This is a genomic window from Hylemonella sp. GW821-FHT12C09 (assembly GCF_058807395.1).
In genome coordinates, this window is sequence record NZ_JBXAQQ010000015.1 from 1 (window position 1) to 25744 (window position 25744).

Genomic DNA, 25744 nt, shown 5'->3' on the forward strand with positions numbered 1-25744 from the left:
TCCTTCTCGTTTCCATACACCACCTCCGGTTTCATCGACCACCTTAACAAAGTGTCTTTGAAACCGGCAGCAGCCCAGGTGCCTGCAGCCTGCCCGGAATTAGGAATACTGGATTCACTCGAATATGCAGCCCAAGCTGGAACGGTAGGACCGGCCTCCTTGATCGGTTCTATACCCGATTTCACCTTAAAACCGAGCCCTAAACCGAGCGCGCCTTCGACCTCCCTAATGCGTGTCTCACTTATGCGACTGAGATTGATGTTCGCAGTTACCTCAAAGTTACCACCCACAACTGCATAGAGCGCACCGCCAAGTTTCAGCTCAAACGCCAAGTCCTTACCAGGCGAACCGACCTCCGCCGCTGGCAGTTGGAACCTGGGAGCAGCAGCATCAAGATTGCTTGCCGCCATCTTGGCATCACCAGATGCCTTGTAGTACCCAGAGGCATAGTTCAAATATTTGTCACCTTGAGCGCGGTCGCCAACAGCATATGCCTGTGCAGCTTTTTTCGCAAACTCTTCACCTGCGCTCTTCAATGCGATACTAGATTTTTCCAGATCCTCCGCTTGAGATGCGAACCCGAGTCGCATATCACGCGCATCGCGCCCATCGCTGAAGCCACCACTGCTAGGTCTTCCCACTTTTGAATCACGCAAAGAGGGCTGCTCGGGAGCCGGGTCCGGGCCGGTAATGGCATCCGGCCCAAACTGCGCCCGCATGTCGTCCAGATCGAAAGTCCCTGGCCCTGAACCGACATCACCCACTGAATTCGCATTCAGCTTCAGCACGCCACTGCCAGGCTTCAACTTGAAGCCCGTCCCCGCAACCAGCTCTTCTTGCTCATTACCACCCCCTCCCGCATCACTCACCACCCCATCCGTAAGATTGTCTCCGGCGCTGGCCAACAACACCCCAGGCCCATAGCCCTCCATCGACCGGGTATCGCTAAAGGCCTTCGTCAGTGCATCAAACGCCGCAGCCTGCGTTTGCGCACGCTGTGCATTCTCTTTGGCAATAGCCGCCAGCTTCTGCTCCTGGGCACTTTGGCTCTTCAGACTTTCACCCCAGGACTCGCCCAGTGCGTTGCCAAAGGCATCGGTCGCGATCTGCGTCACCTCCACCCTGCCGCCGCGCGCTAGTGTCGCGGCCACGCCCGAAGCAAAGCTGCTGAATGCCGCCCGGCTTATCTTGTCCATGCCGTTGTAGGTGGTGGTGGCCTTGCCGGCGGCATCCGTCAGGCCCAGCGCCTGGTTCATACCCTGCCCCACGCCCGCGCCCACCGCGGACGCCGCCACGCTGGTCCAGTTGAATTCCTTCTGCATACCGGTCACCACGGCAATGCCCTGGGTCATGGCGTTGCTTAGGGCCGCACGGGCTATGGTGTTGCCCAAACTGTTGGCTGCGCCTCCCGTCATATTGACTCCGCCCACCCCCGCCGTGACACCGCCGCCAATGGCGGCCATGGCTACACCATTCCAGTCGAAGCCTTTCTGTATACCCAGCACATTGCCGACTGCTTGGCTTGCAATGGAGCCGAGGGCCGCCGCAGTTGCAGCTGTGGCTACCGTGGCAGCGGTACCTGTCAGACCGGCCCCTGCCCAGAAGTTGGCGATTGCACCACCGGCGCCGCCGGTGTAAACGGTTACCACCACCGCCACCACCACCATGATGATGGTGCCCAGACCACCACAGCCACCCCCACCTCCTCCGCCCGAGGGCGGGCTGGGCAGGTTGGGCGTGGTGTTGCCCACCACGTCACCAGGGCTGTAGGGCTTGAAGCTGTTGCTGCTGTTCTTGGCACCCGTCACGCGGCTGGGCACGGTGAGCGTCTGGCCCACACGCAGGTCGCGGTCACCGGCCAGGCCGTTGGCGTCAGCGATCAGGTACCACAGGCTGGAGTCGCCGTAGACCGACTTGGCGATGGACTTCAGCGTTTCCCCGGCGGTCACGGTGCGCGTGCCGGGGTTGGCAGCCGGGTAGCTGCCGCTGATCTTGGTGTAGCCGAAGTTGAAATTGGCCGTGGTCAGGAAGTTCGGGTTGCCGCTGCTGTCGGCCGGCTTGTCCGGGTTGAGCATGGTGCCGTAGCGGCCCAGCACCTCGCCGTTGACGACCAGCTGGCGCTGCACATTGCCGTTCTGCGTACCCTGCAGGATGCGGCCCGCCACATCGGTGATGAAGTCGCGGTTGTTGGCGGCCTTGGTGGCGTCGCGCACGCCGATCAGGTTGTTGTTGACGTCGTAGGTATTGGTGGTGCTGCCGCACTGCAGCACGGTGCTGGTGCCGCTGACCACACTTTCCATATAGGCGTTGCGCCGGATATGGCAGTGCAATCGGGGTGTGCAAGTGCAGCTGTTTCTACAATCCAGGCGCTACATACAAAGGAGTCATCCATGTCCGATCTCACTCTCACCCTCGCCCGTGACCTGATAGCCCAGGCCATGGCTCACGCCACCGAACATTTCAAGAAACCGGTCTGCGTCTCGGTCTGCGACGCCACGGGTCTGCTGCTGGCCTTTGTGCGTATGGACGGCGCACCGGTGCGCAGCGTGGCCATTTCGCAAGGCAAGGGCTACAGCGCGGCGCGTTTGGGCGTGACGACGCAGGCCGTGCTGGAGCGTCTGCACCGCGAGAACATAGCGATTGGCTATTTCTGTGACCCGCTGCTCACGGCCCTGCCCGGTGGTTCGCCGCTCAAGGACAAGGAGGGCGTGCTGCGCGGCGCCATCGGTGTGAGCGGCCTGACTTCCGCAGAAGACCAGCAGGTCACCGACTACATCGCCACCAAGTACGCCGCATGAAGCAGGTCCGCCTGCCTTCGGGCGAGCACGTGTCGGCCTTGGGCCAGGGCAGCTGGTACATGGGCGAGGACCGCAGCGCGCGCAAGGTGGAAGTCGCCGCCTTGCAGCTGGGCCTGGACCTGGGCCTGACGCTGATCGACACGGCCGAGATGTATGCCGAGGGTGGCGCCGAAGAGGTGGTGGGCGAGGCCCTGGTGGGGCGGCGCGAAAACGCTTTTCTCGTCAGCAAGGTCTATCCGCACAACGCGTCGCGGCTGGGCGTGGCGGCGGCCTGTGAGCGCAGCCTCAAGCGTCTCAAAACGGATCGCATCGACCTCTATCTGCTGCACTGGCGCGGTCAGCACCCGCTGGCCGAAACGGTGGCCGGTTTCGAGACCCTGCAGCGCGCCGGCAAGATCCGCCATTGGGGTGTGAGCAACCTGGACCGGGCCGACATGCAGGAACTCTGGGGTGTGCCGGGCGGCAGCGCCTGCGCTGCCAACCAGCTGCTCTACAACCTGGGGCGCCGGGGCATCGAATGGGACCTGCTGCCCTGGCTGCGCGAGCAGGGTGTGGCCACCATGGCCTACTCGCCGATCGAGCAGGGGCACCTGCTGCGCCACCAGGGGCTGCAGGACTTCGCGCGCCGGCACGGCATGACCACGGCCCAGGCGGCGCTGGCCTGGCTGCTGGCGCAGCCGGGCGTGATCGCCCTTCCCAAATCGGCCAGCCTGGCGCGGGTTCGCGAGAACGCGGCGGCGGGCGCACTGGCGCTGGAACCGGCCCAGCTGGCCGAACTCGACCGCCTGTTCCCTCCGCCCGGCGGGCCTGTCCCGCTGGACATGCTCTGAGAGGGTGAGAGCCTTTCGTTCATGCCCGCTCACCACGCCCAAACGCGCCCGCTCGTCGTTGCAAATGCGCGCCATAGCCCGAGCTATGGCTGTGCTTTGCGTCTAGATCGGACGCGCTTGGGCGCGTTGCTCGGACACGCTCGAAAAACTCTCACCCTCTGAGACAATCGGGGCCATGTCTTTTCAGAAAATCCTTCTTCCCATCGGCGCCGTGGCGCTGGTCGTGGCTGGCTACCGTTTCGGGGGCTGGGCCGGGGTGGCGTTTGCCGTCGGCGCCCTCATGCTGTGGCTGCTGCTGCATTTCACCCGCCTCATGCACATCCTCAAACGGGCAGCCGACAGCCCCCTGGGTTATGTGGGCAGCGCCGTGATGCTGCAGGCCAAGCTCAAGCCCGGCATGACGCTGATGCATGTGGTGGCCATGACCCGTTCGCTGGGCGAAGCCCAGAGCCCGCCCGACAGCCAGCCCGAGCGGTTCCGCTGGACCGACGCGTCCGAGGCCTCGGTGACCTGCGAATTCCTTGCCGGCAAACTGGTGCGCTGGGACTTCAGTCGCCCGGCCGTGGCCGACGCCGGGGTGACCACCCTGCCGGGCCTGCCGCCGGCCCCGTAAAATCAGGGTTTTGGCCCGTACGCACGGGCGACCCTTACCTAGGAAAGAACCGATGAGCCCCCTACCGACCTCGATGTCCGACCGCGACGGAAAAATCTGGATGGACGGCCAGCTGGTGGAATGGCGCGACGCCAAGATCCACGTGCTGACCCATACCCTGCACTACGGCTGCGGCGCCTTCGAGGGGGTACGGGCCTACAACACGGTCAACGGCACGGCCATCTTCCGCCTGCAGGAGCACACCGAGCGCCTGTTCAACAGCGCCAAGATCCTGCGCATGAAGATCCCGTTCACGATGGAGCAGGTCAACGAGGCGCAGAAAGAGGTGGTGCGCGCCAACAAGCTCGAGAGCTGCTACCTGCGCCCGCTGACCTGGATCGGTGACAAGAAGCTGGGCGTCTCTCCCAAGGGCAACACCATCCACCTGATGGTGGCGGCCTGGGCCTGGGGCGCCTACCTGGGCGAAGAGGGCATGAAACGCGGCATCCGCGTCAAGACCTCTAGCTACACGCGCCACCACGTCAACATCACCATGACGCAGGCCAAGGCGGTCAGCAACTACAGCAACTCCATCCTGGCCAATATGGAAGCCACGGACGACGGCTACGACGAAGCGCTGTTGCTCGATTCGTCCGGTTTCGTGTCCGAAGGTGCCGGCGAGAACGTCTTCGTGATCAAGGGCGGCGTGATCTACACGCCCGACCTGTCGGCCGGCGCGCTCAACGGCATCACGCGCAACACCGTCTTCCACATCGCCAAGGACCTGGGCCTGGAGATCGTGCAGAAGCGCATCACCCGCGACGAGATCTACATCGCCGACGAGGCCTTCTTCACCGGCACCGCCGCTGAAGTCACGCCCATCCGCGAACTCGACCGCGTCGAGATCGGCAGCGGTTCGCGCGGCCCCATCACGGAGAAGATCCAGAGCGCCTTCTTCGACATCGTCAATGGCCGCAATCCCAAGTACGCCCACTGGCTGACGAAGGTTTGAACACCCCCAGGCTGCGCTCCCTTCGTTCGCTTCGCCACCCCCCTTGCAGGGGGCAACGCCAGTGGCCCGGCAAAGCCGGTTCCACGGCGTTCCGCGATAAGACCTGGGATGGCATAACCATCGCTGAAATGAGGTACCCATGAGTAAACAGAACGTTGAACTGCTGGCCCAGGACCTGAACCATCAGGGTGGCGTCTACTGCCCCAGCCCCAAGGCTGACATGAAGATCTGGAACAGCCACCCCAAGGTCTACCTGGACGTGGCGCACACCGGTGAGGCCAAGTGTCCCTACTGCGGCACCGTCTACAAGCTGAAGGCCGGTGAGCATTTCGCCGCTGGACATTGAGTCACCCCCGAGGCGGCCTGTGGCCGCTTCCCCCTCAAGGGGGCGCTGCCAGCGGCCCGGCAAAGCCGGTTCCGCGGCAGCCCCCGCAATATGCATGATCGTCGCGTGACATCCTCTCTCATCATCGCCCCGCAGTGGATCGGCGACGCGGTGATGACGGAGCCCCTGATGCGCCGGCTGGCCGCGCGCGGCGAGCGGCTCACGGTCGGAGCCCTGCCCTGGGTGGCACCGGTCTACCGCGCCATGCCCCAGGTGGCCGAGGTCATCGAATTCCCCTTCGCCCATGGCGGCCTGCAGTTCAAGGCCCGGCGCTCGCTGGCGCGCCAGATCGAAGGCCGCTTCGACGTGGCCTACGTGCTGCCCAACTCCCTCAAGAGCGCCTTGCTGCCCTTCCTGGCCAGCATCCCGAAGCGTGTGGGTTACCTGGGCGAGGCGCGCGTGGGCCTGCTCACACACCGTCTGAAGAACCCGCCCAAGGACAAGCGCCCCCCCATGGTGGCCTTCTACTCCGCGCTCAGTGGTGAACCGGGCATCGAGGCCGACCGACCGCACCTGCAGATCGATGCGGCCCCGTGTGAGGCTGTGCTGGTCAGGCAGGGGCTGGTGCGTGGCGCTTATTACGTCTTCGTGCCGGGCGCCGAATACGGCCCGGCCAAGCGTTGGCCGGTGCAGCGTTATGCCGAACTCGCGCAGCAGCTCGACGCGCCGGTGATCGTGCTGGGCTCGGGCAAGGAGGCGCCGCTGGGCAGCGAGATCGTCGCCCTGGCCACAGGGGCCGACTGCCGCAACCTGGCTGGCACCACGAGCCTGGCCGAAGCCTTTGCCCTGATTGCTGCGGCTCGCCGGGTCATCAGCAACGACACCGGCCTCATGCATGTGGCCGCGGCCCTGGACGTGCCGCAGGTGGCGATCTTCGGTTCCAGCAGCCCCGAACACACGCCACCGCTCAGTGACCGGGCGCAGGTGCTCTGGCTCAAGAACGATCCCGCTTACCAGCCGCCGCTGGACTGCGCGCCCTGCTTTGAGCGCGAGTGCCCGCTGGGCCACCTGCGCTGCCTCAACGACATCACGGCGCCGCAAGTCTTGCGGCTGCTGTCAGAGCCGGTTCGCTAGCCCACCTGCAGCTGTGCAGCAGGCACAGGACGTCCGAGGAGGAAGCCCTGGAGAAAGTCGCAACCTTCGGCGACCAGAAACGTACGTTGGGCTTCCGTTTCGACGCCTTCGGCGACCACCTTCAGCCCCAGGCTGTGCCCCAGCGCAATGATCGCCTTCGTCAGGGAGCGGCTGCGCGCGCTGTCTTCCAGTTCGGCGATGAAGCTGCGGTCGATCTTCACCGTGGTCAGATGGAAGCGGGACAGATAGCTGAGGGAGGAATATCCCGTTCCGAAATCGTCCAGTGCCAGACCGAACCCGGCGTCCCGCAGCCTCTGGAGCAAGGCCGGCAGTTCGGGGCCGTCGCTGGCAAGCAATGTCTCGGTGAGCTCCAGCTCTATTTGCGACGGCTGAACCCGGTGCGCCATCAGTGTGCGTTGCAACTGGCTTTCGAAGTCCGGGTGGGTGAACTGTCGCGCGGAGACATTGATGCTGACCACCGGTCCTGGTGCCGGTCCCTGGCCCCAGAGTGCGGCCTGGCGGACCGCCTGCTCCAGCACCCAGCTGCCCAGAGACAATATGAGGGCAGACTGCTCTGCCAAGGGGATGAAGCGCGCGGGGGATACGGGGCCGAGGGTGGGGCTGTTCCATCGCACCAGAGCCTCGACCTTGCGCAAGGCACCGCTACCGACTTCGATGATGGGCTGGTAGGCGAGTTGCAGCTCGGTTTGCCCTTGAATCGCCAACCGCAGTGCTGACTCCAGCCTCAGCATCTCCGCAATTCGTTCGTCCATGTTCTTGTCGAAGAAACGCCATTCGCCGCGTCCCCGGGCCTTGGCTTCGTACATGGCCACTTCGGCATGCTGAATGAGCCCTGCGGGGGTGTTGCCGTCGGCGCCGGAGAAGGCGATGCCGATGCTGGCGCCCAGCAGGACCCGCATATCGCCCTGGCGTATTTCGCGGGCAAGCAACTGGCACAGGCTGGCGGCCCGATCCTCCATCACCAGCGTGCCCGCACCCGGCTGGAGATCTGTGAAAACCAGCACGAACTCGTCGCCCCCGAGGCGGCCGAGGAGATCCCGTTCGTGCCGCTGGGTTGTCAGCAGCTGTGCTGTTTCGCGTATGACAGCATCGCCCCGCGCATGGCCCATGGTGTCGTTGACCTTCTTGAAGTGGTCAAGGTCGATCAGCAGGACGGCGCACTGCGTCTGGTTCCTCTGGCATTCCCAGAGAACCGTGGCCAGCTGCTTCTCGATAAAGTGCCGGTTTGCCAGGCCCGTGATCTCGTCGGTGGTGGCGTGTCGCAGCCGCTCCGCCTCCGCGTTCTTGCGGTCGGTGAGATCTCGAATCTGTGCAAGCACGACGTTCTGGCCAAAGTCATCGAACACCGAAACGATGACTTCCGCGGGAAAGGGGTCGCCGTGCGCGGGGCGCACGGATCGTTCCAGGACGATGGGTGCGCCGGGCCGGCCCATCCGGGCGATCTCCGTGATCTCCCGCGAGATGGCCTCCGCTTCGCTTGGGTCGTCCGCAAGCATGGGGGCCGGGCGCCCGACCAGTTCTGTCGGGCTGCGCGCACCAGCCAGTCGCGCGAACGCGTCGTTGCAGAACATGACGGTGCCATCCAGACGTCGCGCCAGAATCGCATCGGGCAGGTGACGAATGACCATGCGCAGCCTGCGGCGCGACTGATGCACGGCTACTGACACGAGCATCAGCGCCAGCAGGACGCTCGTGGCCCAGTTGAGAATCGAATAGAGCATCGACTGAGCAGGGGTCGCGAAAATCTCCGGCTCGTAGACCATGGCCGGCAGCAAAGCGCAGGCCTTGAGCGCGAAGGCCAGTCCGACAACATGCTGGCCCCGGTCGCGGGCGAACATCTTTGCCGACCACAGGTATGTGGCGATCATGGCCAGGTTCACCAGCACGCGTCCGGAGATCGGGTTCACAACAAAACCGGTGAAGCCGACGGCCAGTGCGACGGCGGTCGTCTGCATGACCATCATCGGTATGCTGGTCAACCTGCCGCTCAGCGACCGGTTGGCGGCATGCAACGTGACGAGGAAGACGGACACGGCCAGCAAGGAAACGCCGCCGAGCCAGGCGGTGTATGTGAGCATGTAGCGGTAGCCGGTGAATACCGCGATGCCCAGGCTCAGGTGCGCTATTCCCCATAGCAGCCCGGCGAGATTGAGCCGGTCGGCGCTCCAGACCAGCAGGAAGGCCAGCCCCAGGAGGCCGATCAGAAGGGTTGCCAGATCGTAGTGTGGAACCATGGTGCAAGCTGCCTATTTCGTGCCTCCGGGCCGCTCGGATGAGCGGCCGGGTTCTGTGACAAGAGGCTCCCTGGGCCCTGCAAGTGTAGCGGCGTGGCGTGCCATCGGTACGCCGCTCATTGCACGGACGCCTGGCTCGTGAGTAAAAAAAAGCCACCCTTGCGGGTGGCTTTGAAAAGTCCTCGAAAGGACGTCGTTGGGATCGTTGACATCGGTCTGCGTTGCTAGAGGAAAACGCAGACCGGTGGTATCTGGAAAAGTTGACTGTGACAGCAGTACAGGCACAAATATAGCCAGCCGTTTGCATCCGGCATATCCCACAAATTGGGGATATGGCGGCGAAAGTGTCTCGAAATAAGACATTCAGGATGCGTTTTCAGGTGAGCCGGGCCTGCGGGCTGGCGCTGAACAGGGCTTCGAAGGCCATGTCGAAGGCTTCAGGCCGGGAATCGGAGATGAACAGGCCAAACTGATCCAAGTCCACGACGTACATGGTGAATTGACTCAGCAGGTTCTGCTCGACCTTCAGACCGCGGTAGCTCTGATGCCGCGTGACGATGGTCGAGCGGTCGGGCTGTGCAGGACGGGCGATGGTGGCGCTCATGGTGTGTTTCCCCTTGTCTGTCGCAAGAATAGGAAACAGGGGCCGGTCGCGCCAGCCCCTGCCGGGCTGGCCGCGTGCGGTTTTTCACGCCCGGGGCGTTTGTCCGTGGGCCAGCGGCAGGCGCAGCACGAAACAGGCGCCGCCGCCCGGGCGCTCTTCGTTGTGTACCGTGCCGCTGTGGCGCTGGGCGATGGATCGCACCAGGGCCAGGCCCAGGCCCACGCCGCCCTCACGCTCGGAGGCGCCGGGCAGGCGGAAGAAGGGCTCGAAGATGCGCTCGCGCAGGGCGGGCGGGATGCCCGGCCCCCGGTCGCAGACCCGGATCTCGACCTGTGCGCCCTGGGTCTGCAGGGTCAGGGTCACCTCACCGCCGCCATGCCGGCGGGCGTTTTCCAGCAGGTTGCGCAGGGCGCGCCGCAACAGCCGGGTCAGGCCCGAGACCAGGACGCTGGTGGTGCCGGCCGGCGCCTCGAGCTCGGCGCCGGTGCGGGCGCATTCCTCGGCACACAGGCCGACCAGTTCGACCGGCTCCAGCGGCCCCAGGTCGTCGGGGCTGGCATCCAGCCGGCTGGCCAGCAGGATCTCGTCGATCAGCTGGTCCAGCTCGCGGATATTGCGCGCCATTTCCTCATGGTTGGCGGGGCTGGGTTGGGCCTGCATGAGCTCCAGTCCCATGCGGATACGCGCCAGCGGCGAGCGCAGCTCGTGCGAGGCATTGGCCAACAGGGCCTTGTGCGAGAGCAGCAGGGCCTGCACGCGGGCGGCGGCGACGTTGAAACGTTGCGCCAGGAAGGCCACCTCGTCCTGCCCGTCCTCGGGCAGGCGGCGTGCCAGGTCGCCTTCGCCCCAGCGCTCCACGCCCTGTTGCAGGGTTTCGAGCCGTTTGGTCAGCCGGCGCACGATGGGATAGGCGCCCAGGGCGACGGCCGCCGCCACCAGGCCCAGCAGCACGAGCAGGTTGTAGGGGGGTGGCAACCCGGTCGGGCCCAGCGGGGGAGAGGGCGGCGGGCGGTTGCCGGGGCGCGGCAACTGCACAAAGACGGTCTGGCCATCGCGCAAGGGCACCTCGAACTCCCAGCCCTGGCCAGGCACGCGCGCGCCCCGGGTCTGGGCCTGGCCCAGCACCTCGCCCTGGGCGTTGCGCAGGATGATCTCGCGGCCCGGGCGCTGGGCGCGCTCGCGTTCCGCTTCCTCGCGCCAGATCCAGCCAAAGATCAGGGTCAGTAGCACGATGGCGGCCACCACGGCCAGCCAGATGCGGATGTAGAGGCGCTGGGTCAGCGGCGTGGACATGTCAGTCCTGCTGGCGGGCGAAGACGTAGCCCACGCCGCGCACCGTCAGGATGCGCTTGGGGGCCTTGGGGTCGGCTTCGATGGCGGCGCGGATGCGGCCCATGTGCACGTCGATGGAGCGGTCGAAGGCCTCCAGCTCGCGCCCGCGTACCGCTTCCATGATCTGGTCGCGCGTGAGCACCCGCCCGGCGCGTTCGGCCAGCGCGACCAGCAGGTCGAACTGGTAGGAGGTGAGTTCGCAGGCCTGGCCGTTGACGCTGACGGTGCGTGCATCGCGGTCGATGGCCAGGGAGCCGAAACGCAGCTGGCTGGCGGGCGCGGGCCCGTTGCCGCCACGGCGGCGCAGCACGGCACGGATGCGCGCCAGCAGTTCGCGCGGCTCGAAGGGTTTGGCCAGGTAGTCGTCGGCGCCCATCTCCAGGCCGATCACGCGGTCCATGGGATCGCCCTTGGCGGTGAGCATGAGGATGGGGGTCTGCGCCAGGGCCGAGGGCAGGGCGCGGATGCGGCGGCAGATCTCCAGACCGTCCATGTCGGGCAGCATGAGGTCGAGCACCAGCAACTGGGGTGCCGGATGAGCCGCTTGCAGCCGGGCCAGGCCTTCTTCGCCGCTGCCCGCGATGTCCACCGTGTAACCGGACTGCGCCAGGTACTCGCTGACCATGGCCGCCAGGCGGGCATCGTCTTCGATCATCAGCAGGGGCTGGTTCATTTCGGCAAGTCTATCGCTCATGTCGCCATGGTGGGGGCGAGCGGTCAGCCGCGCTTGTCGCGGCTGTAAAGATAGGTAAACGCCTCAGTTGCGGGCCCGCCGGGCGGCGCGTGCCGCCAGCCCCACCAGCAAGAGCACGGGCAGGCCCAGCAGCGCGGTGGAGACGAAGAAGTGGCTGTAGCCGTATGCGTCCACATAGTGGCCCGAGAAGCCGGCAATGAACTTGGGCGCCAGCAGCATCATGGAACTGAAGAGCGCGTATTGCGTGGCCGAGTAGCTGATGTTGGTGAGGCTGGAGAGGTAGGCGATGAAAGCCGCCGAGGCGATGCCGCTGGAGAGGTTGTCGGCCGAGATCACGAAGACCAGCGCCGTCACATCATGCCCGCGCGTGCCCAGCCAGGCGAACAGCAGGTTGCTGGCCGCGCTGAGGACGGCGCCCAGCATGAGCACACGCATCACGCCCAGGCGCATGGCCAGCACGCCGCCCACGAAGGCGCCCACCAGGGTCATGATCACGCCGTAGATCTTGGTCACGGCCGCCACCTCGTCCTTGGTGTAGCCCATGTCCACGTAAAAGGGATTGGCCATGATGCCCATGACCACGTCGCTGATGCGGTAGACCGCGATCAGCGCCAGGATCAGGCCAGCCTGCCACTTGTAGCGGCTCAGGAAATCGGTGAACGGCTCCACCATGGCGCCTTGCAGCCACTCGCCCAGATTGCGCGCCGGGGGCAGTTCGTGGCGCACGGGTTCGCGCGAGAGCAGCACGGTCAGCACACCGGGCAGCATGCTGGCCGCCATGACCAGGTAAGCGGTGGCCCAGGCCGCGTTCTGGTAACCCGTGGCCTGGACCTCGGCGCGCGCGGCCAGCCACAGCACGCCGGCGCCGGCCCAGATCATCGCCATGCGGTAGCCGGTCTGGTAGGCCGCCGCCAGCGCGGCCTGGCGCTCGGCCCCGGCCGATTCGATGCGGAAGGCATCGAGCGCGATGTCCTGCGTGGCCGAGGCGAAGGCCACGGCCAGCGCACACCAGACCACGACCTGCAAGCCGTCTTGCGGATTCGCCAGCGCCATGCCGGCCAACCCGGCCATGATCGCCGCCTGCGAGAACAGCAGCCAGCTGCGGCGCAGGCCCAGCCAGCGGGTCAGGCCCGGCAGCGGCAAGCGGTCCACCAGCGGTGCCCAGGCCCATTTGAAGGCATAGGCCAGGCCGACCCAGCTCAGCTCGCCGATGGTGCCGCGGTCCACGCCGGCCTCGCGCAGACGGAAACTCAGCGTGCCCAGCACCAGCAGCAGGGGCAGGCCGGCCGCAAAACCCAGGGCCAGCATGCGCAGGGTGGCGGGTTCAAGGTAGACGCGCAGTGTGTCGGCCCAGGAGGGCTTGAGTTGATCCGGTTCGGACGCACTTGATGTCATGCGGGGAATAATAAGCGCAGCTCTCCTGCTCACCATGCCCATGATCGAAACCAGACGACTTTCCTTTGCCGCCCTGAGTGCCCTGCTGATGGCCGCCCTGCTGCTGACGGGCTGCAACGAGCGCCCCGCGCCGCAGCGGGACGGCGTGGATGTGGGCAAGAACTCGGCCTTCACCAAGCTGGCGTCGGCCGAGCAGGTCGAGAAGACGGCCGAGCAGCAGTACACCCAGCTCCAGATGCAGGCCGCCAGCAAGCATGCCTTGCTGCCCAGGGACCACCCGCAGGTGCTGCGGCTGCAGGCCATCGCCAGGAAGATCATTCCCCACGCGCTGGCGTGGAATCCGCGTGCGCAGGACTGGCAGTGGTCGGTCAGCGTGATCCACTCGCCCCAGGTCAATGCCTTCTGCATGCCGGGCGGCAAGATCGCCTTCTATACCGGCATCCTGGACCGGTTGCAGCTCAGTGACGACGAGGTGGCCATGGTCATGGGCCACGAGATGGCGCACGCGCTGCGCGAGCATGCGCGCGAGCGCATGGGCAAGGGCGCCGTGACCCAGGGCGTGGCACGCGTGGGCGGTGCGGTGGTGGCCGCTTGGCTGGGGGTGGACCCGCGCCTGACCGATGGCGTGGCGCGCGGTGGTGCGAACCTGCTGGCACTGGAGTTCAGTCGCAGCGATGAGTCGGAGGCTGACCTGGTCGGCCTGGAACTGGCCGCGCGCGCCGGCTACGACCCGCGCGCCGGTGTCAGCCTGTGGCAGAAGATGAGCGCCGCCAGCAAGGGCGCGCCGCCGCAGTGGCTCTCGACCCATCCTTCGGGCAAGACGCGCATCGCCGAGATCGAGAAGAACCTCCCCAAGGTGCTGCCGCTGTACGAGCGGGCACGCTCGCCGGCGTCCGCTCGCAGCACCAGCCGGCCATGAAAAAAGCGCAGCCCGGCTGCGCTTTTTTTCGGGAGGGTCGGTTGCGGATCAGAAACGATAGACCATGCCGACGGAAACGCTGGGCAGGTAGCCCAAGCCCCCGAGGGAGTCGTTCATCTTCTTCTTCTGCGCATCGACGTCGGCCTGGGTGATGCCGTTGTAGCCCACCAGGTCGGTATCGATCTCGGCCGTGAATGAGCCGAGGGTGACGCCCACGTCGGCGTAAAAGCCCAGACCTTTGGTCGAGACGTGGTGACCATAGCCCAGGCCCAGGTAGGCGGTGGTGCTCGGGTATTTCAGGTTGACGTTGAATTTCTTGCCGGTGGTGTCGGTCGTGACATTGCCGATGGTGGTGTTGGGGCCGCCCACGCCATTCACGCTCAGCTGGGTGTCGTTGGCCGTGACGCCGCCGACCAGACGGAACCCGCCGCTGAAGGGGAACCAGTCGGCAAAGAGGCCAGCGCGGCTGGATTTGAAGGTCGCGTCGTAGCGCACGCCGTTGTCGGTGCCGCTGGCACTGGCCGACAGGCCGCCCGCGTATTCGCCGCGCACGCCCCAGCTCTTGCTGACCGGGTGGGCATAACCCAGGGTGTAAAGGCCGGGCAAGCCGATGCCGCCGTAGATGTCTTGCGCGTGCAGGCTGGTGCCCATGCCGGCCAGGAGGGCCAGGCTGATGAGTTGCTTTTTCATGTTGAAGAGGAGAGTGACGGCGTTTAAGGAAAACACGGGCGCGTCAGTAGCGGTAGATCAGGCCAAGCGAAACGCTGGGCAGGTAGCGAAAGCCCAGCCAGCCGTTGGTCTGTGTGCGCCAGCCTTCCATGCCTGCCGCCGAACTGGCGCCGCCGCCCTGGCTGCTGTCGGCATCGGCGGGCAGGGCGCTCAGTGAGACCCCCATGTCGGCATAAAAGCCCAGGCCCTTGCTCAAGAGGGCGTGCTGTCCGTAGCCTATGCCCAGATAGGTGGAGGAGTTGGGGTATTTCAGGCGCAGGCTGTTCGGGTTGCCGGACCAGCCGCTCACCGGTGCGTTGACGAGTTCCGGACGGTTCTCGGTGAGGTTGACGCCTCCCACGAGACGCAGGCCGCCACCAAAGGGGAACCAGTCGGCATACACCCGGGCGCGGTTCGCCTGGAGTCCGGCGCCGTTATCGACCAGGCCCTCCGTGCCGGCGCGGCTCCAGTTCAGGCCCGGGCTGGATTCAGCGCGCAGGCTCAGGCTGCCGCTGAGCGAGTACAGGCCGGGCAGGCCCAGATCGGTATAAATATTCTGTGCCACTGCGGGGCCAGCCGCTGCGGAACAGACGGCCAGCGCCACCCAGTGGGCGCGTAGCGAGTTCATGACTAACCCTGAAGAATTCAGACACTGGTCTTGATTATTCAGAATATCGGCAGTCTGCAGCGCTTAGATGAGCGGTGTGCATGGTCTTTGTGCAGGTTCACAGCCATGTATGAAAAGACATGAGCGGGCGCTCACGTCCCGCCGACGAAAGGATTGCTCTGACGTTCGCGGCCGAAGGTGCTTTCCGGGCCGTGGCCGGGGATGAAAACGGTGTCGTTGCCCATGGGCCACAGTCGCTCGGTGATGCTGCGGATCAGGTCGGCGTGGTTGCCCTGGGGGAAGTCGGTGCGGCCGATCGAACCGGCAAACAGCACGTCACCGACAAAGGCGCGCTGCGCTTCAGGGGAGTGGAAGACCACGTGCCCCGGCGTGTGGCCGGGGCAGTGCCGCACCTTGAGCGTGCAGTGGCCGATGCTGACGGTGTCGCCGTCCTGCAGCCAGCGGGTCGGGGTGAAGGCTTCGGCCGGCGGCAGGCCGAAGCGGCGGCTCTGCTCGGCCAGGCCGTCGATCCAGAACTGGTCGCCCGGGTGCGGACCGATGATGGGCAGGCCCAGCTGGCGCGACAACTCGGCCGTGCCGCCGGCGTGGTCGAGATGGGCGTGGGTCAGCCAGATGGCCTTGAGGGTGACACCCAGCCGTGCTACGGCAGCCGTGATGCGGGGCAGGTCGCCGCCCGGGTCGATGACCGCAGCGTCCAGGGTCTCGTCGCACCAGACGATGGAGCAGTTCTGTTCGAAGGCGGTGACGGGAACGGTCTGGTACTTGAGCATGTTGAAGGATCGAAGACGGGGCTGGTATGCTTTGACCAGCATTTTGCATGGATCGCGGAGCTCTGGCGGTCGCGATCGGGGAGCACGTGTCCTGCACAGCAGGCAGCTGACAACAAAAAGCGGGGAGACTGGATGTCACCGGCAAGTATGCACAACAAGAACGCGACACCGGTAGACCGGCACAGCGAAAGACCTGTCCTGGCAGGCGTCGGCATCATGGCCCTGCTCTGCACGCTCTTGTGGACCGGCGCGCTGGCCGTTGACATCCCGGCCAGCCAGTTCCTGGTGCTGCACACCACGCTGGAGGTGGCCTCCATCATTGTCTCCATGCTCGGCTTCGGCATCGCCTGGCATGCCTATTCGAGCGAGCGCCCGGGCAATATCGTGATCCTGGGCGTGGTGCTGTTCGCCACCGCATTGCTCGACTTCGGCCACACGCTGTCCTACGCCGGGATGCCGGATCTGGTGACACCGTCCAGCCCGGGCAAGGCCATCGCCTTCTGGCTGCCCGCGCGCCTGCTGGTGGCCGTCGGCCTTCTGGCCATCGCACTGCGGTCCTGGCGCCCGCTGGGCTCACCGCACGTCCGTCACGGGCTGATGACCGCCGTGCTGCTCTATGTGGCGCTGGTCTACTGGCTGATCCTGGTCCGGCCGGATCTGCTGCCGGCCCTGTTCGTGCCCGGGCAGGGTTTGACGCCTTTCAAGGTCCGTCTGGAGTACGTGCTGGTTGCGGTCTACGGCACTGCTGCTGCGCTGTTCTATTACCGGCAGCGTTATCGAGCCGGCACGCCGTCGTCGCATGCCAGCGATGTCGACCTGTTTGCCGCCGCCGCCATTGCCGGACTGTCCGAGCTGTTTTTCACGCGCTATGAGCGTGTCACGGACCTGGTCAATGCAAGCGGCCACCTCTACAAGATCGTCAGCTACTATTTCATCTACCGCGCGGTTTTCGTCAGCAGCGTGCGCCAGCCTTTCGAGGCCTTGCATGCGGCGCTGGGCAAGGAGAAGACCCGTGCCGCCGAGCAGCACTCCTTCGTGCGCACGCTGGATCTGCTGGAAGAGGCGGTGATCGAGCTGGACACCCGTGGACGCATCGCCAGTGCGAACAGCGGCTGGTGGCTGCTGATCGGCGCCACCCCGACCTCGGATGTCAGCCTGATGGAGCACCTCAATGAAGAGGACCGCAGTGCCTTCGAGCTCCATTTCCTCAGCCTGGCGACCGGCAAGAAGGACGAGTTCCGCGGGCGCTACCGCTTCCAGTCGCCGGCACGGTCCGAGCAGTGGCTGGAGTGCCGTTTTGTGGTCGAGCGTGCCGAGACGGGCGAGATCTCCGGTGTGCGTGGCGTATTGCGCGATATCACCAAGAGCTATTTGCAGGAGCGCCACATCAGCTACATGGCGCTGCACGACGCGCTGACCGGGCTGCCCAACCGGGTGCTGCTGGAAGACCGCATCAAGCAGGCCATCCAGCAGGCAGCACGCACCGGCAACCATGTGGCGGTGTGTTTCATCGACCTCGACCATTTCAAGAACATCAACGACGCCTATGGTCACAAGGCGGGGGACGCCCTGCTGCTGACGCTGGCCCAACTGCTCAAGGGCTGCTTGCGCGAGGGGGACACCCTGGCGCGCTGGGGGGGCGACGAGTTCGTGGTGCTGTTGCCCGATCTGCACAGTGCCGATGCCGTGCGGCAGGTGGCGCAAAAGATGGTGGAGTCCATGCGCCAGACGATCGTGCTGGACGGCTTGAGCATCAACGCCACCTTCAGCATGGGCATCGCGGTGTATCCCGATGACGAGGGCGAGGGCGACATCGACAGCCTGCTGGCCCGCGCGGACCGGGCCATGTTCTACGCCAAATCGCAGGGGCGCAACAACTTCCAGCTGTTTGCCGACATGTCATCCAAGGGCCTGGGCAAGAAGGAGCTCTACATCCAGACCCGTCTGGCCCAGGCCATCCGCGAGCGACGCATCGCCGTCTGGTTCCAGCCGCTGGTGGCGGCCGAGCCGCTGCCCGATGGCCGGGCGCGCCTGGTCGGGGTGGAGGCGCTGGCGCGCTGGCACGACCCCGACCTGGGCTGGATCTCGCCTGGCAGCTTCATCCCGATGGCGGAAAACCTGGGCCTGATCGGGGAGCTCGGCCTGCTGGTCCGTCGCCGGGCTTTCGAGCAATTCCGCGCCTGGCGCCGGACCCATCCGGGGTTGACGCTGTCGATCAACATTTCCAAGCGCCAGCTCTTCGCGACGGACTTCATGTCCATGCTGCTGTCCGATGTCGAGGAGTACGGCCTGGACCCGCATACGCTGGTGCTGGAGATCACCGAGTCCGTGGCCCTGATGGACGTGGAGTTCGCCGAAGAGCGCCTGCGTCAGCTGGCCGGGGCTGGCTTCACCTTGTCCATCGACGATTTCGGTACGGGTTATGCGTCGCTGTCGCAGCTGCATGAGCTGCCGATCAGCGAGCTGAAGATCGACATTTCCTTTGTGCGCCGGATGCACAGCGAGGAGGGCCGGCGCATGACGCAGGGCATCGTCAGCATGGCCCAGGCCTTGCGCCTGCGCACCGTGGCGGAAGGCGTGGAGGACGAGGCCACGGCACATGTCCTGCGCGAACTGGGCGTCGACCTTCTGCAGGGGTACCACTTCAGCCGCCCTTGTCCGGCCAGCGAGTTCGAAGGGCTGCCCCTGCTCGCGGCGGGTGCGCACCGCAGCGGCTGAGGTTTCGTGCGCGCCACGCATTTCTCGGCACAATCCAGTCCATGAATCCGTCCCTGTCCCCCGATATTTCCCGCCTGCTGCCCGATGACGACGCGCAGCGCGCCATGTTGCACAACGAGGTGCATGCCCGCCCCTCGGCACGTATCCGCCTGCCGGCCCTGGTGGTCTATGTGGCCGTGCTCAACGAAGGCATCAGCCGCGAGCAGGAGTGCGAGCACCTGCGTCGCCTGCCGGGCCAGCAGGGTCTCACGCCCGAGCGGCTGCAGGGCAATTTCCTGCGCCTGCGCTTCGAGGGCTACACCGTCAAGTGGGAACGGCACACCGAATTCACGCGCTATTCCATCGTGCAGCCGCTGCCCGCGCACGCGCACCTGGGCGCCAGCGATCCCGAGCTGCTGTCTGCCCTGGTGGTGGCCCCCGGGTGGTTGCGCGAGATACCGGGCCGCACCATCGCCGCCATCAAGCTGGCCATGGTGCACGGCGACCTGCGCTCGCCCGAAACCACCATGGCGCAGGCGCGCAGCTGGTTCGGCGACCATGCCGTGGTGGCCTCGGTCATGGGCAACAACGGACACTCCTGGGCGGTGACCGACTTCCAGTTGCGCGACAGCGGCTTCGAGCGCCTGCTGGTGATCGCGCCGCCCGCGACGTCCGAGACACGAGCCGGCCGTATTTCACAGCGCCTGCTGGAACTGGAGACCTACCGCCTCATGGCCCTGCGCGGACTGCCCGTGGCCAAGGGGCTGGGCCCCATGCTGAGCGACGCCGAGCGGCAGCTGGCCGACATCACGGCGCAGCTGGAGAACAAGTCGGCTTCCGAGCAGGCCTTGCTGGACACGCTGGTCTCGCTGGCCGGTCGGGTCGAGCGCGCCACCGCCGAGCACGATTACCGCTTCTCGGCCACACGGGCCTATGACACCCTCGTGGGGCAGCGCCTGGCCGAGCTGCGCGAGCAGCCCGTGTCTGGCACCCAGACCCTGGGCGAATTCCTGCAGCGCCGCCTGTCGCCGGCCATGGCCACGGTCGTGGCCACGGCGCAGCGCCTGGCGTCGCTCTCCGAGCGCGTGTCGCGCGCCAGCGCCTTGCTGCGCACGCGCGTGGACATTGCCACCGAAGTGCAGAACCAGCAGCTGCTGGCCAAGCTCACCCGCGGGCAGGAACTGCAGCTGCGCCTGCAGTCCACCGTGGAAGGCCTGTCCATTGCGGCCATCTCCTACTACGTCGTCAGCCTGCTGCTCTACGGCGTCAAGGCCGTCAAGGCGATGGGTGTGCCGCTCAATGCGGAGATCGCCGTGGGCGCGTTGATCCCGCTGGTGCTCTGGGGTGTGTGGCGCACCACCCGGCGCATTCACGCCCGGCTGCACGCCGGGCACTGAGCGACGGTCAGAGGAGTCCTTCGTAGGCAATCGTCAGGGGGGCGTGGTCGCTGAACTTCTCGCCCTTGTAGATGGACTCGCTGCGTGCCCGCGCCGCCAGCGCTGGCGTGGCCAGGTGGTAGTCGATGCGCCAGCCCACGTTCTTGGCGTAGGCCTGGCCGCGGTTGCTCCACCAGGTGTAGGCGGCGTCGGTGGCCTCGGGCTGCAGCTGGCGGTAGACGTCGACCAGGCCGCCTTCGCCCAGCAGCCGCGTCATCCAGGCGCGCTCCTCGGGCAGGAAGCCCGAGTTCTTCAGGTTGCCCTTCCAGTTCTTCAGGTCCATCTCCTTGTGCGCGATGTTGACGTCGCCGATGAGGATGAACTCGCGCTCCTGCCGAAGCTGCTGCAGGTGCGGGTAGATCTGGTCGAGGAAGCGGAACTTGGCCTGCTGCCGTTCTTCGCCGGACGAGCCGCTCGGAAAATAGCAACTGATCAGTGAAAGCTTGCGCTGCGGTGTATCAAAGCGCAACTCCACGTAACGGCCCTCGGCGTCGAATTCGGGCGAGCCGTAACCGATGCGCACGTCGCTGGGCTCGTGCCGCGTGTAGAGGCCCACGCCCGAGTAGCCCTTCTTCTCGGCGAAGTGGAAGTGGCCCTTGAGGCCGGCCAGCGCCTCGAACTTGCCGGCGACGTCTGGTGCCTGCGCCTTGACTTCCTGCACGCCAATACAATCGGGGCGCGTCTGGTCCAGCCAGGCTTCCAGCCCCTTGCTGGTGGCAGAGCGGATGCCGTTGAGGTTGAGGCTGACGAGTTTGAACAAGGAATTTCCCATGGTGGATGGTGTGGAGGGTGCTCAGGACAACCTGGCCCAGGATTTCGTGGCCTTTGCGGTCGAATGTGGCGTGCTGCGTTTTGGCGAGTTCAAGACCAAGGCCGGCCGGCTCTCCCCGTACTTCTTCAATGCAGGCCTGTTCGACGATGGCGCCAAGCTGGGTCGGTTGGCCGAATTCTATGCCCGGCGCGTGATCGCGTCCGGCATCGAGTTCGACATGATCTTCGGCCCGGCCTACAAGGGCATTCCGCTGGGCGCTGCGCTGGCTGTGGAGTTGGCGCGGCTCGGGCGCAACGTGCCTTTTGCCTACAACCGCAAGGAGGCCAAGGACCACGGCGAGGGCGGCACCCTGGTGGGGGCGCCGCTCAAGGGCCGGGTTCTCATCGTCGACGATGTGATGTCCGCGGGTACCGCCGCGCGCGAATCCATCGCCCTGATCGAGGCGGCCGGCGCCCGGCCGCATGGCGTGGTGATTGCGCTGGACCGGCAGGAAATGGCCACCGAAAACGGCCAGGACGTGCCCTACAGCGCTGTGCAATATGTACGGAATCGCCTGGGACTGCAGGTGGCCGCCATTGCGAAGCTGGCCGATTTACTGCAGTATTTGGAACAACACAGCCGCGCCGGCCTGGCTGCCGACCACCAGCGCGTGCTGACTTACCGGCAGAAATACGGCGTCCAGGACACTTGAACATGAAGCGATTGGCAGGAATGGTAGGGGTGGGGGTGCTGCTGCTTGGTGGCTCCTGGCAGGTCTACGCGCAGGGCAGCGCCGAGGGCGGCATCTACACCTGCATCGATGCGAAGGGGCGCAAGCTCACCTCCGATCGCCCCATCCGCGAGTGCGCTGATCGTGAGCAAAGGCTGCTCAACCCCAGCGGCACGGTGCGCGCCATCGTCGGCCCCACCCTGACCGGGCCGGAACGTGCCGCCCAGGAGGCCAAGAAACGCCGTGAAGCCGAGGAGCAGGCGCGCCAGGCCGAGGAAAAGCGCCGCGAGCGCGCCCTGCTGGTGCGTTACCCCAGCCGCGCCATGCACGACAAGGAGCGCTCCGAAGCCCTGGCCTCCATCAGTCTGGTGCGGCAGGCGGCGATGAACCGCGTCAAGGAACTGGAGCGTCAGCGCAAGGAACTCGACACCGAGCTGGAGTTCTACGCCAAGGATCCGAGCAAGGTGCCCCCCTCGCTCCAGCGCCTGGTGGATGAGAATGCGAAAAGCATGGAGGTGCAGCAGCGCTTCATCGCCGACCAGGAGGCCGAGATGGGGCGCGTCAACCGCCGTTTCGACGAGGAACTGGTGCGCCTGCAGCAGCTCTGGGCGCAGATCGCCGCACCGTCGAACTGAGCCCCGCAGGCCAGCCGCAGCCGGCTGCCTGACCCCCGAAGAGGCTCAAGCCAGCTTGCTGCGCAGCAGGTCGTTGACCTGCTGCGGATTGGCCTTGCCCTTGCTGGCTTTCATGATCTGACCCACGAGCGCGTTGAAGGCCTTGTCCTTGCCGGCCTTGAACTGCGCCACGTTGTCGGGGTTGGCCGCGATCACCTCGTCGATGATCTTTTCCAGCGCGCCGCTGTCGTTCATCTGCTTGAGGCCCTTGGCGTCGATGAGCGCGTCAATGTCCTGGTCTTCGCCGCTCCACAGGGCGTCGAAGACCTGCTTACCGGCATTGTTGGAGATGGTGCCATCGGCGATGCGGGTGATGAGGGCCGCCAGCTGGGTCGCGCTGACCGGCGCCCGCTCGATGGTGAGTTCGCCGGTGTTCAGGCGACGCGAGACCTCACCCATGATCCAGTTGCTGGCCAGCTTGGGCTGCTTGCAGGCCTGGGCCGTCGTTTCGAAATAAGACGCCATGGCCTTGCTCTGCGTGAGCGTGGTGGCGTCGTATTCGGGCAGGCCGTAATCGGCCACGAAACGCGCCGCCATGGCGCGCGGCAGCTCGGGCAGTTCGCTGCGCACGCGCTCGATCCACTCCGGCTCGATCACCAGCGGCGGCAGGTCCGGGTCGGGGAAGTAGCGGTAATCGGCCGCGTCTTCCTTGGTGCGCATGGACCGCGTCTCGCCGGTGTCGGGGTCGAAGAGCACCGTGGCCTGCTGGATGGCATGGCCGTCCTCGATCTGCTCGATCTGCCAGCGCACTTCAAAGTCGATGGCCTGTTGCATGAACTTGAAGCTGTTCAGGTTCTTGATCTCGCGGCGCGTGCCCAGGGGCTGGCCCGGCTTGCGCACCGAGACGTTGGCGTCGCACCGGAAGCTGCCTTCCTGCATGTTGCCGTCGCAGATGCCGATCCAGGTCACGATCTTGTGCAGCTCCTTGGCGTAGGCCACGGCCTCTTCACTCGAACGGATATCGGGCTCGGTCACGATCTCCAGCAGCGGCGTGCCGGCGCGGTTCAGGTCGATGCCGCTCTGGCCGATGAAATCCTCGTGCAGGGACTTGCCGGCGTCCTCTTCCAGGTGGGCGCGCACCAGGCGCACGGTTTTCTTCTCGTCGCCGAGGAAGAACGACACCTCGCCACCCTGCACCACCGGGATCTCGAACTGGCTGATCTGGTAGCCCTTGGGCAAGTCGGGGTAGAAATAGTTCTTGCGCGCGAAGATGCTGCGCGGCGCGATGGTGCTGCCGATGGTCAGGCCCAGTCGGATGGCGCGCTCGACCGCGCCGCGGTTCATCACCGGCAGGGTGCCGGGCAGGGCCAGGTCCACGGCGCAGGCCTGGGTGTTGGGCTCGGCGCCGAAAGCGACCGAAGCGCGACTGAAGATCTTGCTCTGGGTGGAGAGCTGGGCATGGGTCTCGAAGCCGATGACGACCTCGTAGCCCTGGACTAACTTGGGCGTATTCATCTCAATAGCCCTCCGGGGTTCGGAGGTGGAAGTCGGTGGCCTGTTGGTAGCGGTGCGCCACGTTGAGCAGCTTGCCTTCCTGCAGGTAGTTGCCGATGAGCTGCAGGCCCACGGGCATGTTCCCGTTGCCGAAGCCCACGGGCAGGCTCATACCCGGCAGGCCGGCCAGCGAGGCGGGCAGGGTGTAGATGTCGGCCAGGTAGGCCGCGACCGGGTCTTCGCTCTTGTCGCCGAGCTTCCAGGCCACCGTCGGGGCTACGGGGCCGGCGATCACGTCGCAACTCTTGAAGGCCTGCTGGAAGTCGTCGGCGATCATGCGGCGGATCTTCTGCGCCTGCAGGTAGTAGGCATCGTAGTAGCCGTGGCTCAGCACATAGGTGCCCACCATGATGCGGCGCTTGACCTCGTCGCCGAAGCCCTCGGCACGGGTCTTCTTGTACATGTCGAGCAGGTCGGTGTACTGGTCGGCGCGGTGGCCGAACTTCACGCCGTCGAAGCGCGAGAGGTTGGAGCTGGCTTCGGCCGGGGCGATGATGTAGTAGACCGGAATCGCCAGCTCGGTGCGCGGCAGCGAGATCTCGACCAGTTGGGCGCCCAGCTTCTGGTACTCCTTGAGCGCAGCGTCGATGGCGGCGCGTACATCGCTGGCCAGGCCGGCGCCGAAGAACTCCTTGGGGATGCCGATGCGCAGGCCGTCGAGCTTGTCGCTGAGCGAGCGCGAGAAATCCTCGGCGGGCACATCGAGAGAGGTCGAGTCCCGGTCCAGGTCCGGGCCGCACAGGGCCGAGAGGAGCAGGGCGCAGTCCTCGGCGCTGCGCGCCATGGGGCCGGCCTGGTCCAGGCTGGAGGCGTAGGCGATCATGCCGTAGCGGCTGGCACGGCCGTAGGTCGGCTTGATGCCCGTGATGCCGCAGAAGGCGGCGGGCTGGCGGATGGAGCCGCCGGTGTCGGTGCCGCTGGCGGCCGGGGCCAGGCGTGCGGCCACGGCCGCGGCGCTGCCGCCCGAGGAGCCGCCGGGGGTGCGGCTGCGGTCCCAGGGGTTGCGCACCGGGGTCGGGGCCTGGTGGCCCACGGCCGGCACGGCCACGCTTTCGTTGGCCGAACCCATGGCGAACTCGTCGCAGCTGAGCTTGCCCAGGGTCACGGTGCCGGCCTCGGCGAGACGGCGCACGACCGTGGCGTCGAAGGGCGAGCGGTAGCCGGCCAGCATCTTCGAGCCGGCGGTGGAGGGGAAATCCTTGGTGACGAAGATGTCCTTGTGCGCGATGGGCACGCCGGCCAGGGGGCCGGCTCCGCCCGTGGCGAGGGCGGCATCGGCTGCGCGCGCCTGCGTCAGGGTGGCTTCTTCATCCACGGCCAGGAAGGCCGCGAGGTCCTGGTGGGTGCGCATGCGGCCGAGGAAATGCTGTGCGGTCTCCAGGGCGGAAACCTTCTTGTCGCGCAGCTGGCCGGCCAGCCCGGTGAGGGAGAGTTGGTGCAGTTCGGACATCACTCGATCACCTTGGGCACGAGGAACAGGCCGCGCTCGACGGCGGGCGCACTTTGCTGGTTGGCTTCACGCTGGTTGGGCTCGCTGGCGACGTCTGCGCGCAGGCGCAGCGCGGCCTGCCCGGCCACGGCGCCCATGCTGGGATGGGCCAGGGGCTCGATGCCGGCGGTATCGACGGCACGCATCTGCTCGACGATGGCAAAGAAGCCGTTGATGCGCTCCCGCATGCGGGCGCTCTCCTCGGGGGAAAGCGCCAGACGGGCCAGATTGGCGATGCGCGAGATGTCGTCAGGGTTCAGGGACATGGCAGCAGGGGTTGAAACCGGGTGTAATCCCGAGGCCCGAAGGCCCCGAAATAGCGGGTTATTCACAGGGGATAGGGTATTATCCCGCCTTTAGTGGCATTGTTTCCTGTCCACAGGATTTGCGACGCCACACGACGAATCAAACCCGCGCGTTTTGCGCATCGGGCGACGGCCGAACGAAGGTCGGCCGTGCCCTCAGAGAGGAACGAGT

At 66.0% G+C, this 25744-nt stretch carries 24 protein-coding genes; 11 read left to right on the plus strand and 13 right to left on the minus strand.

Going from position 1 to position 25744, the window contains the following annotated elements:
* Positions 1 to 2300 (minus strand): LysM peptidoglycan-binding domain-containing protein (locus AC1RRP_RS18905; RefSeq protein ID WP_493038919.1); only part of this gene is annotated, 2300 nt, incomplete at its 3' end.
* 90 nt (positions 2301 to 2390) lie between these two features.
* Here AC1RRP_RS18905 and AC1RRP_RS18910 point away from each other — a divergent pair.
* The 6 genes from AC1RRP_RS18910 (at position 2391) to waaF (ending at position 6691) form a co-directional block, all read left to right on the plus strand.
* Positions 2391 to 2798, plus strand: coding sequence for a GlcG/HbpS family heme-binding protein (locus AC1RRP_RS18910; protein WP_493038920.1), 408 nt, complete (start codon positions 2391 to 2393; stop codon positions 2796 to 2798).
* Positions 2795 to 3628 (plus strand): aldo/keto reductase, encoded by an 834-nt coding sequence (locus tag AC1RRP_RS18915; protein ID WP_493038921.1) that lies wholly within the window; start codon positions 2795 to 2797, stop codon positions 3626 to 3628. The genes AC1RRP_RS18910 and AC1RRP_RS18915 overlap by 4 nt, the downstream gene beginning before the upstream one ends.
* A 175-nt stretch (positions 3629 to 3803) precedes the next feature.
* Positions 3804 to 4241 carry a glycerate kinase gene (locus tag AC1RRP_RS18920; RefSeq protein WP_493038922.1) on the plus strand — a complete coding sequence of 146 codons (438 nt, stop codon included), beginning with the start codon at positions 3804 to 3806 and terminating at the stop codon, positions 4239 to 4241.
* Positions 4242 to 4293: 52 nt separating this feature from the next.
* Entirely contained in the window at positions 4294 to 5232 is a 939-nt protein-coding gene (locus tag AC1RRP_RS18925; protein ID WP_493038923.1) for a branched-chain amino acid transaminase, read from the plus strand.
* 139 nt (positions 5233 to 5371) lie between these two features.
* The gene (locus tag AC1RRP_RS18930) at positions 5372 to 5578 is read left to right on the plus strand and encodes a zinc-finger domain-containing protein (RefSeq protein ID WP_493038924.1); all 207 of its coding nucleotides are present in this window, start codon (positions 5372 to 5374) and stop codon (positions 5576 to 5578) included.
* Positions 5579 to 5683: 105 nt separating this feature from the next.
* Positions 5684 to 6691 (plus strand): lipopolysaccharide heptosyltransferase II, encoded by a 1008-nt coding sequence (waaF, locus tag AC1RRP_RS18935; protein ID WP_493038925.1) that lies wholly within the window; start codon positions 5684 to 5686, stop codon positions 6689 to 6691.
* Here the strand turns inward: waaF and AC1RRP_RS18940 are convergent.
* From AC1RRP_RS18940 to AC1RRP_RS18960, 5 genes are all read right to left on the minus strand, one after another.
* Positions 6688 to 8946, minus strand: coding sequence for a putative bifunctional diguanylate cyclase/phosphodiesterase (locus AC1RRP_RS18940; protein ID WP_493038926.1), 2259 nt, complete (start codon positions 8944 to 8946; stop codon positions 6688 to 6690). The genes waaF and AC1RRP_RS18940 overlap by 4 nt on opposite strands.
* Before the next feature lie 376 nt (positions 8947 to 9322).
* Entirely contained in the window at positions 9323 to 9550 is a 228-nt protein-coding gene (locus tag AC1RRP_RS18945) for a hypothetical protein (protein ID WP_493038927.1), read from the minus strand.
* A gap of 84 nt (positions 9551 to 9634) precedes the next feature.
* Positions 9635 to 10843, minus strand: coding sequence for a sensor histidine kinase (locus tag AC1RRP_RS18950; protein WP_493038928.1), 1209 nt, complete (start codon positions 10841 to 10843; stop codon positions 9635 to 9637).
* A 1-nt stretch (position 10844) separates the two neighbouring features.
* The gene (locus AC1RRP_RS18955; protein ID WP_493038978.1) at positions 10845 to 11555 is read right to left on the minus strand and encodes a response regulator; all 711 of its coding nucleotides are present in this window, start codon (positions 11553 to 11555) and stop codon (positions 10845 to 10847) included.
* Positions 11556 to 11639: 84 nt separating this feature from the next.
* Positions 11640 to 12971 carry an AmpG family muropeptide MFS transporter gene (locus AC1RRP_RS18960; protein ID WP_493038929.1) on the minus strand — a complete coding sequence of 444 codons (1332 nt, stop codon included), beginning with the start codon at positions 12969 to 12971 and terminating at the stop codon, positions 11640 to 11642.
* A gap of 40 nt (positions 12972 to 13011) precedes the next feature.
* On the opposite strand from AC1RRP_RS18960, the gene AC1RRP_RS18965 reads away from it, so the two are divergent.
* On the plus strand, positions 13012 to 13890 hold the full coding sequence (locus AC1RRP_RS18965; protein WP_493038930.1) for a M48 family metallopeptidase: 879 nt from the start codon (positions 13012 to 13014) through the stop codon (positions 13888 to 13890).
* A gap of 48 nt (positions 13891 to 13938) precedes the next feature.
* On the opposite strand, the gene AC1RRP_RS18970 is transcribed toward AC1RRP_RS18965, so the two are convergent.
* From AC1RRP_RS18970 to AC1RRP_RS18980, 3 genes are all read right to left on the minus strand, one after another.
* On the minus strand, positions 13939 to 14580 hold the full coding sequence (locus tag AC1RRP_RS18970; RefSeq protein ID WP_493038931.1) for a hypothetical protein: 642 nt from the start codon (positions 14578 to 14580) through the stop codon (positions 13939 to 13941).
* A gap of 43 nt (positions 14581 to 14623) precedes the next feature.
* A complete protein-coding gene (locus AC1RRP_RS18975) occupies positions 14624 to 15226 on the minus strand; it encodes a hypothetical protein (RefSeq protein WP_493038932.1) in 603 nt (200 codons plus the stop codon).
* A gap of 131 nt (positions 15227 to 15357) precedes the next feature.
* Entirely contained in the window at positions 15358 to 15996 is a 639-nt protein-coding gene (locus AC1RRP_RS18980) for an MBL fold metallo-hydrolase (protein WP_493038979.1), read from the minus strand.
* Between the two features lie 132 nt (positions 15997 to 16128).
* On the opposite strand from AC1RRP_RS18980, the gene AC1RRP_RS18985 reads away from it, so the two are divergent.
* Positions 16129 to 18714, plus strand: a complete 2586-nt coding sequence (locus AC1RRP_RS18985) for a bifunctional diguanylate cyclase/phosphodiesterase (protein ID WP_493038933.1) — start codon at positions 16129 to 16131, stop codon at positions 18712 to 18714.
* A gap of 41 nt (positions 18715 to 18755) precedes the next feature.
* Positions 18756 to 20090 carry a DUF3422 family protein gene (locus tag AC1RRP_RS18990; protein WP_493038934.1) on the plus strand — a complete coding sequence of 445 codons (1335 nt, stop codon included), beginning with the start codon at positions 18756 to 18758 and terminating at the stop codon, positions 20088 to 20090.
* Between the two features lie 7 nt (positions 20091 to 20097).
* Here the strand turns inward: AC1RRP_RS18990 and AC1RRP_RS18995 are convergent, their stop codons facing one another.
* Entirely contained in the window at positions 20098 to 20889 is a 792-nt protein-coding gene (locus AC1RRP_RS18995) for an exodeoxyribonuclease III (protein ID WP_493038935.1), read from the minus strand.
* Between the two features lie 10 nt (positions 20890 to 20899).
* On the opposite strand from AC1RRP_RS18995, the gene pyrE reads away from it, so the two are divergent.
* The gene (gene pyrE, locus AC1RRP_RS19000; protein WP_493038980.1) at positions 20900 to 21592 is read left to right on the plus strand and encodes an orotate phosphoribosyltransferase; all 693 of its coding nucleotides are present in this window, start codon (positions 20900 to 20902) and stop codon (positions 21590 to 21592) included.
* Between the two features lie 2 nt (positions 21593 to 21594).
* Positions 21595 to 22245, plus strand: coding sequence for a DUF4124 domain-containing protein (locus AC1RRP_RS19005; protein ID WP_493038936.1), 651 nt, complete (start codon positions 21595 to 21597; stop codon positions 22243 to 22245).
* Between the two features lie 45 nt (positions 22246 to 22290).
* On the opposite strand, the gene gatB is transcribed toward AC1RRP_RS19005, so the two are convergent.
* From gatB to gatC, 3 genes are read right to left on the minus strand one after another with little or no spacing between them, the layout of a single operon-like run.
* Positions 22291 to 23739 carry an Asp-tRNA(Asn)/Glu-tRNA(Gln) amidotransferase subunit GatB gene (gene gatB, locus AC1RRP_RS19010; protein ID WP_493038937.1) on the minus strand — a complete coding sequence of 483 codons (1449 nt, stop codon included), beginning with the start codon at positions 23737 to 23739 and terminating at the stop codon, positions 22291 to 22293.
* Position 23740: 1 nt separating this feature from the next.
* The gene (gene gatA, locus AC1RRP_RS19015; protein ID WP_493038938.1) at positions 23741 to 25228 is read right to left on the minus strand and encodes an Asp-tRNA(Asn)/Glu-tRNA(Gln) amidotransferase subunit GatA; all 1488 of its coding nucleotides are present in this window, start codon (positions 25226 to 25228) and stop codon (positions 23741 to 23743) included.
* Entirely contained in the window at positions 25228 to 25533 is a 306-nt protein-coding gene (gene gatC, locus AC1RRP_RS19020) for an Asp-tRNA(Asn)/Glu-tRNA(Gln) amidotransferase subunit GatC (protein WP_493038939.1), read from the minus strand. The genes gatA and gatC overlap by 1 nt, the downstream gene beginning before the upstream one ends.
* Between the last annotated feature and the right edge of the window lie 211 nt (positions 25534 to 25744).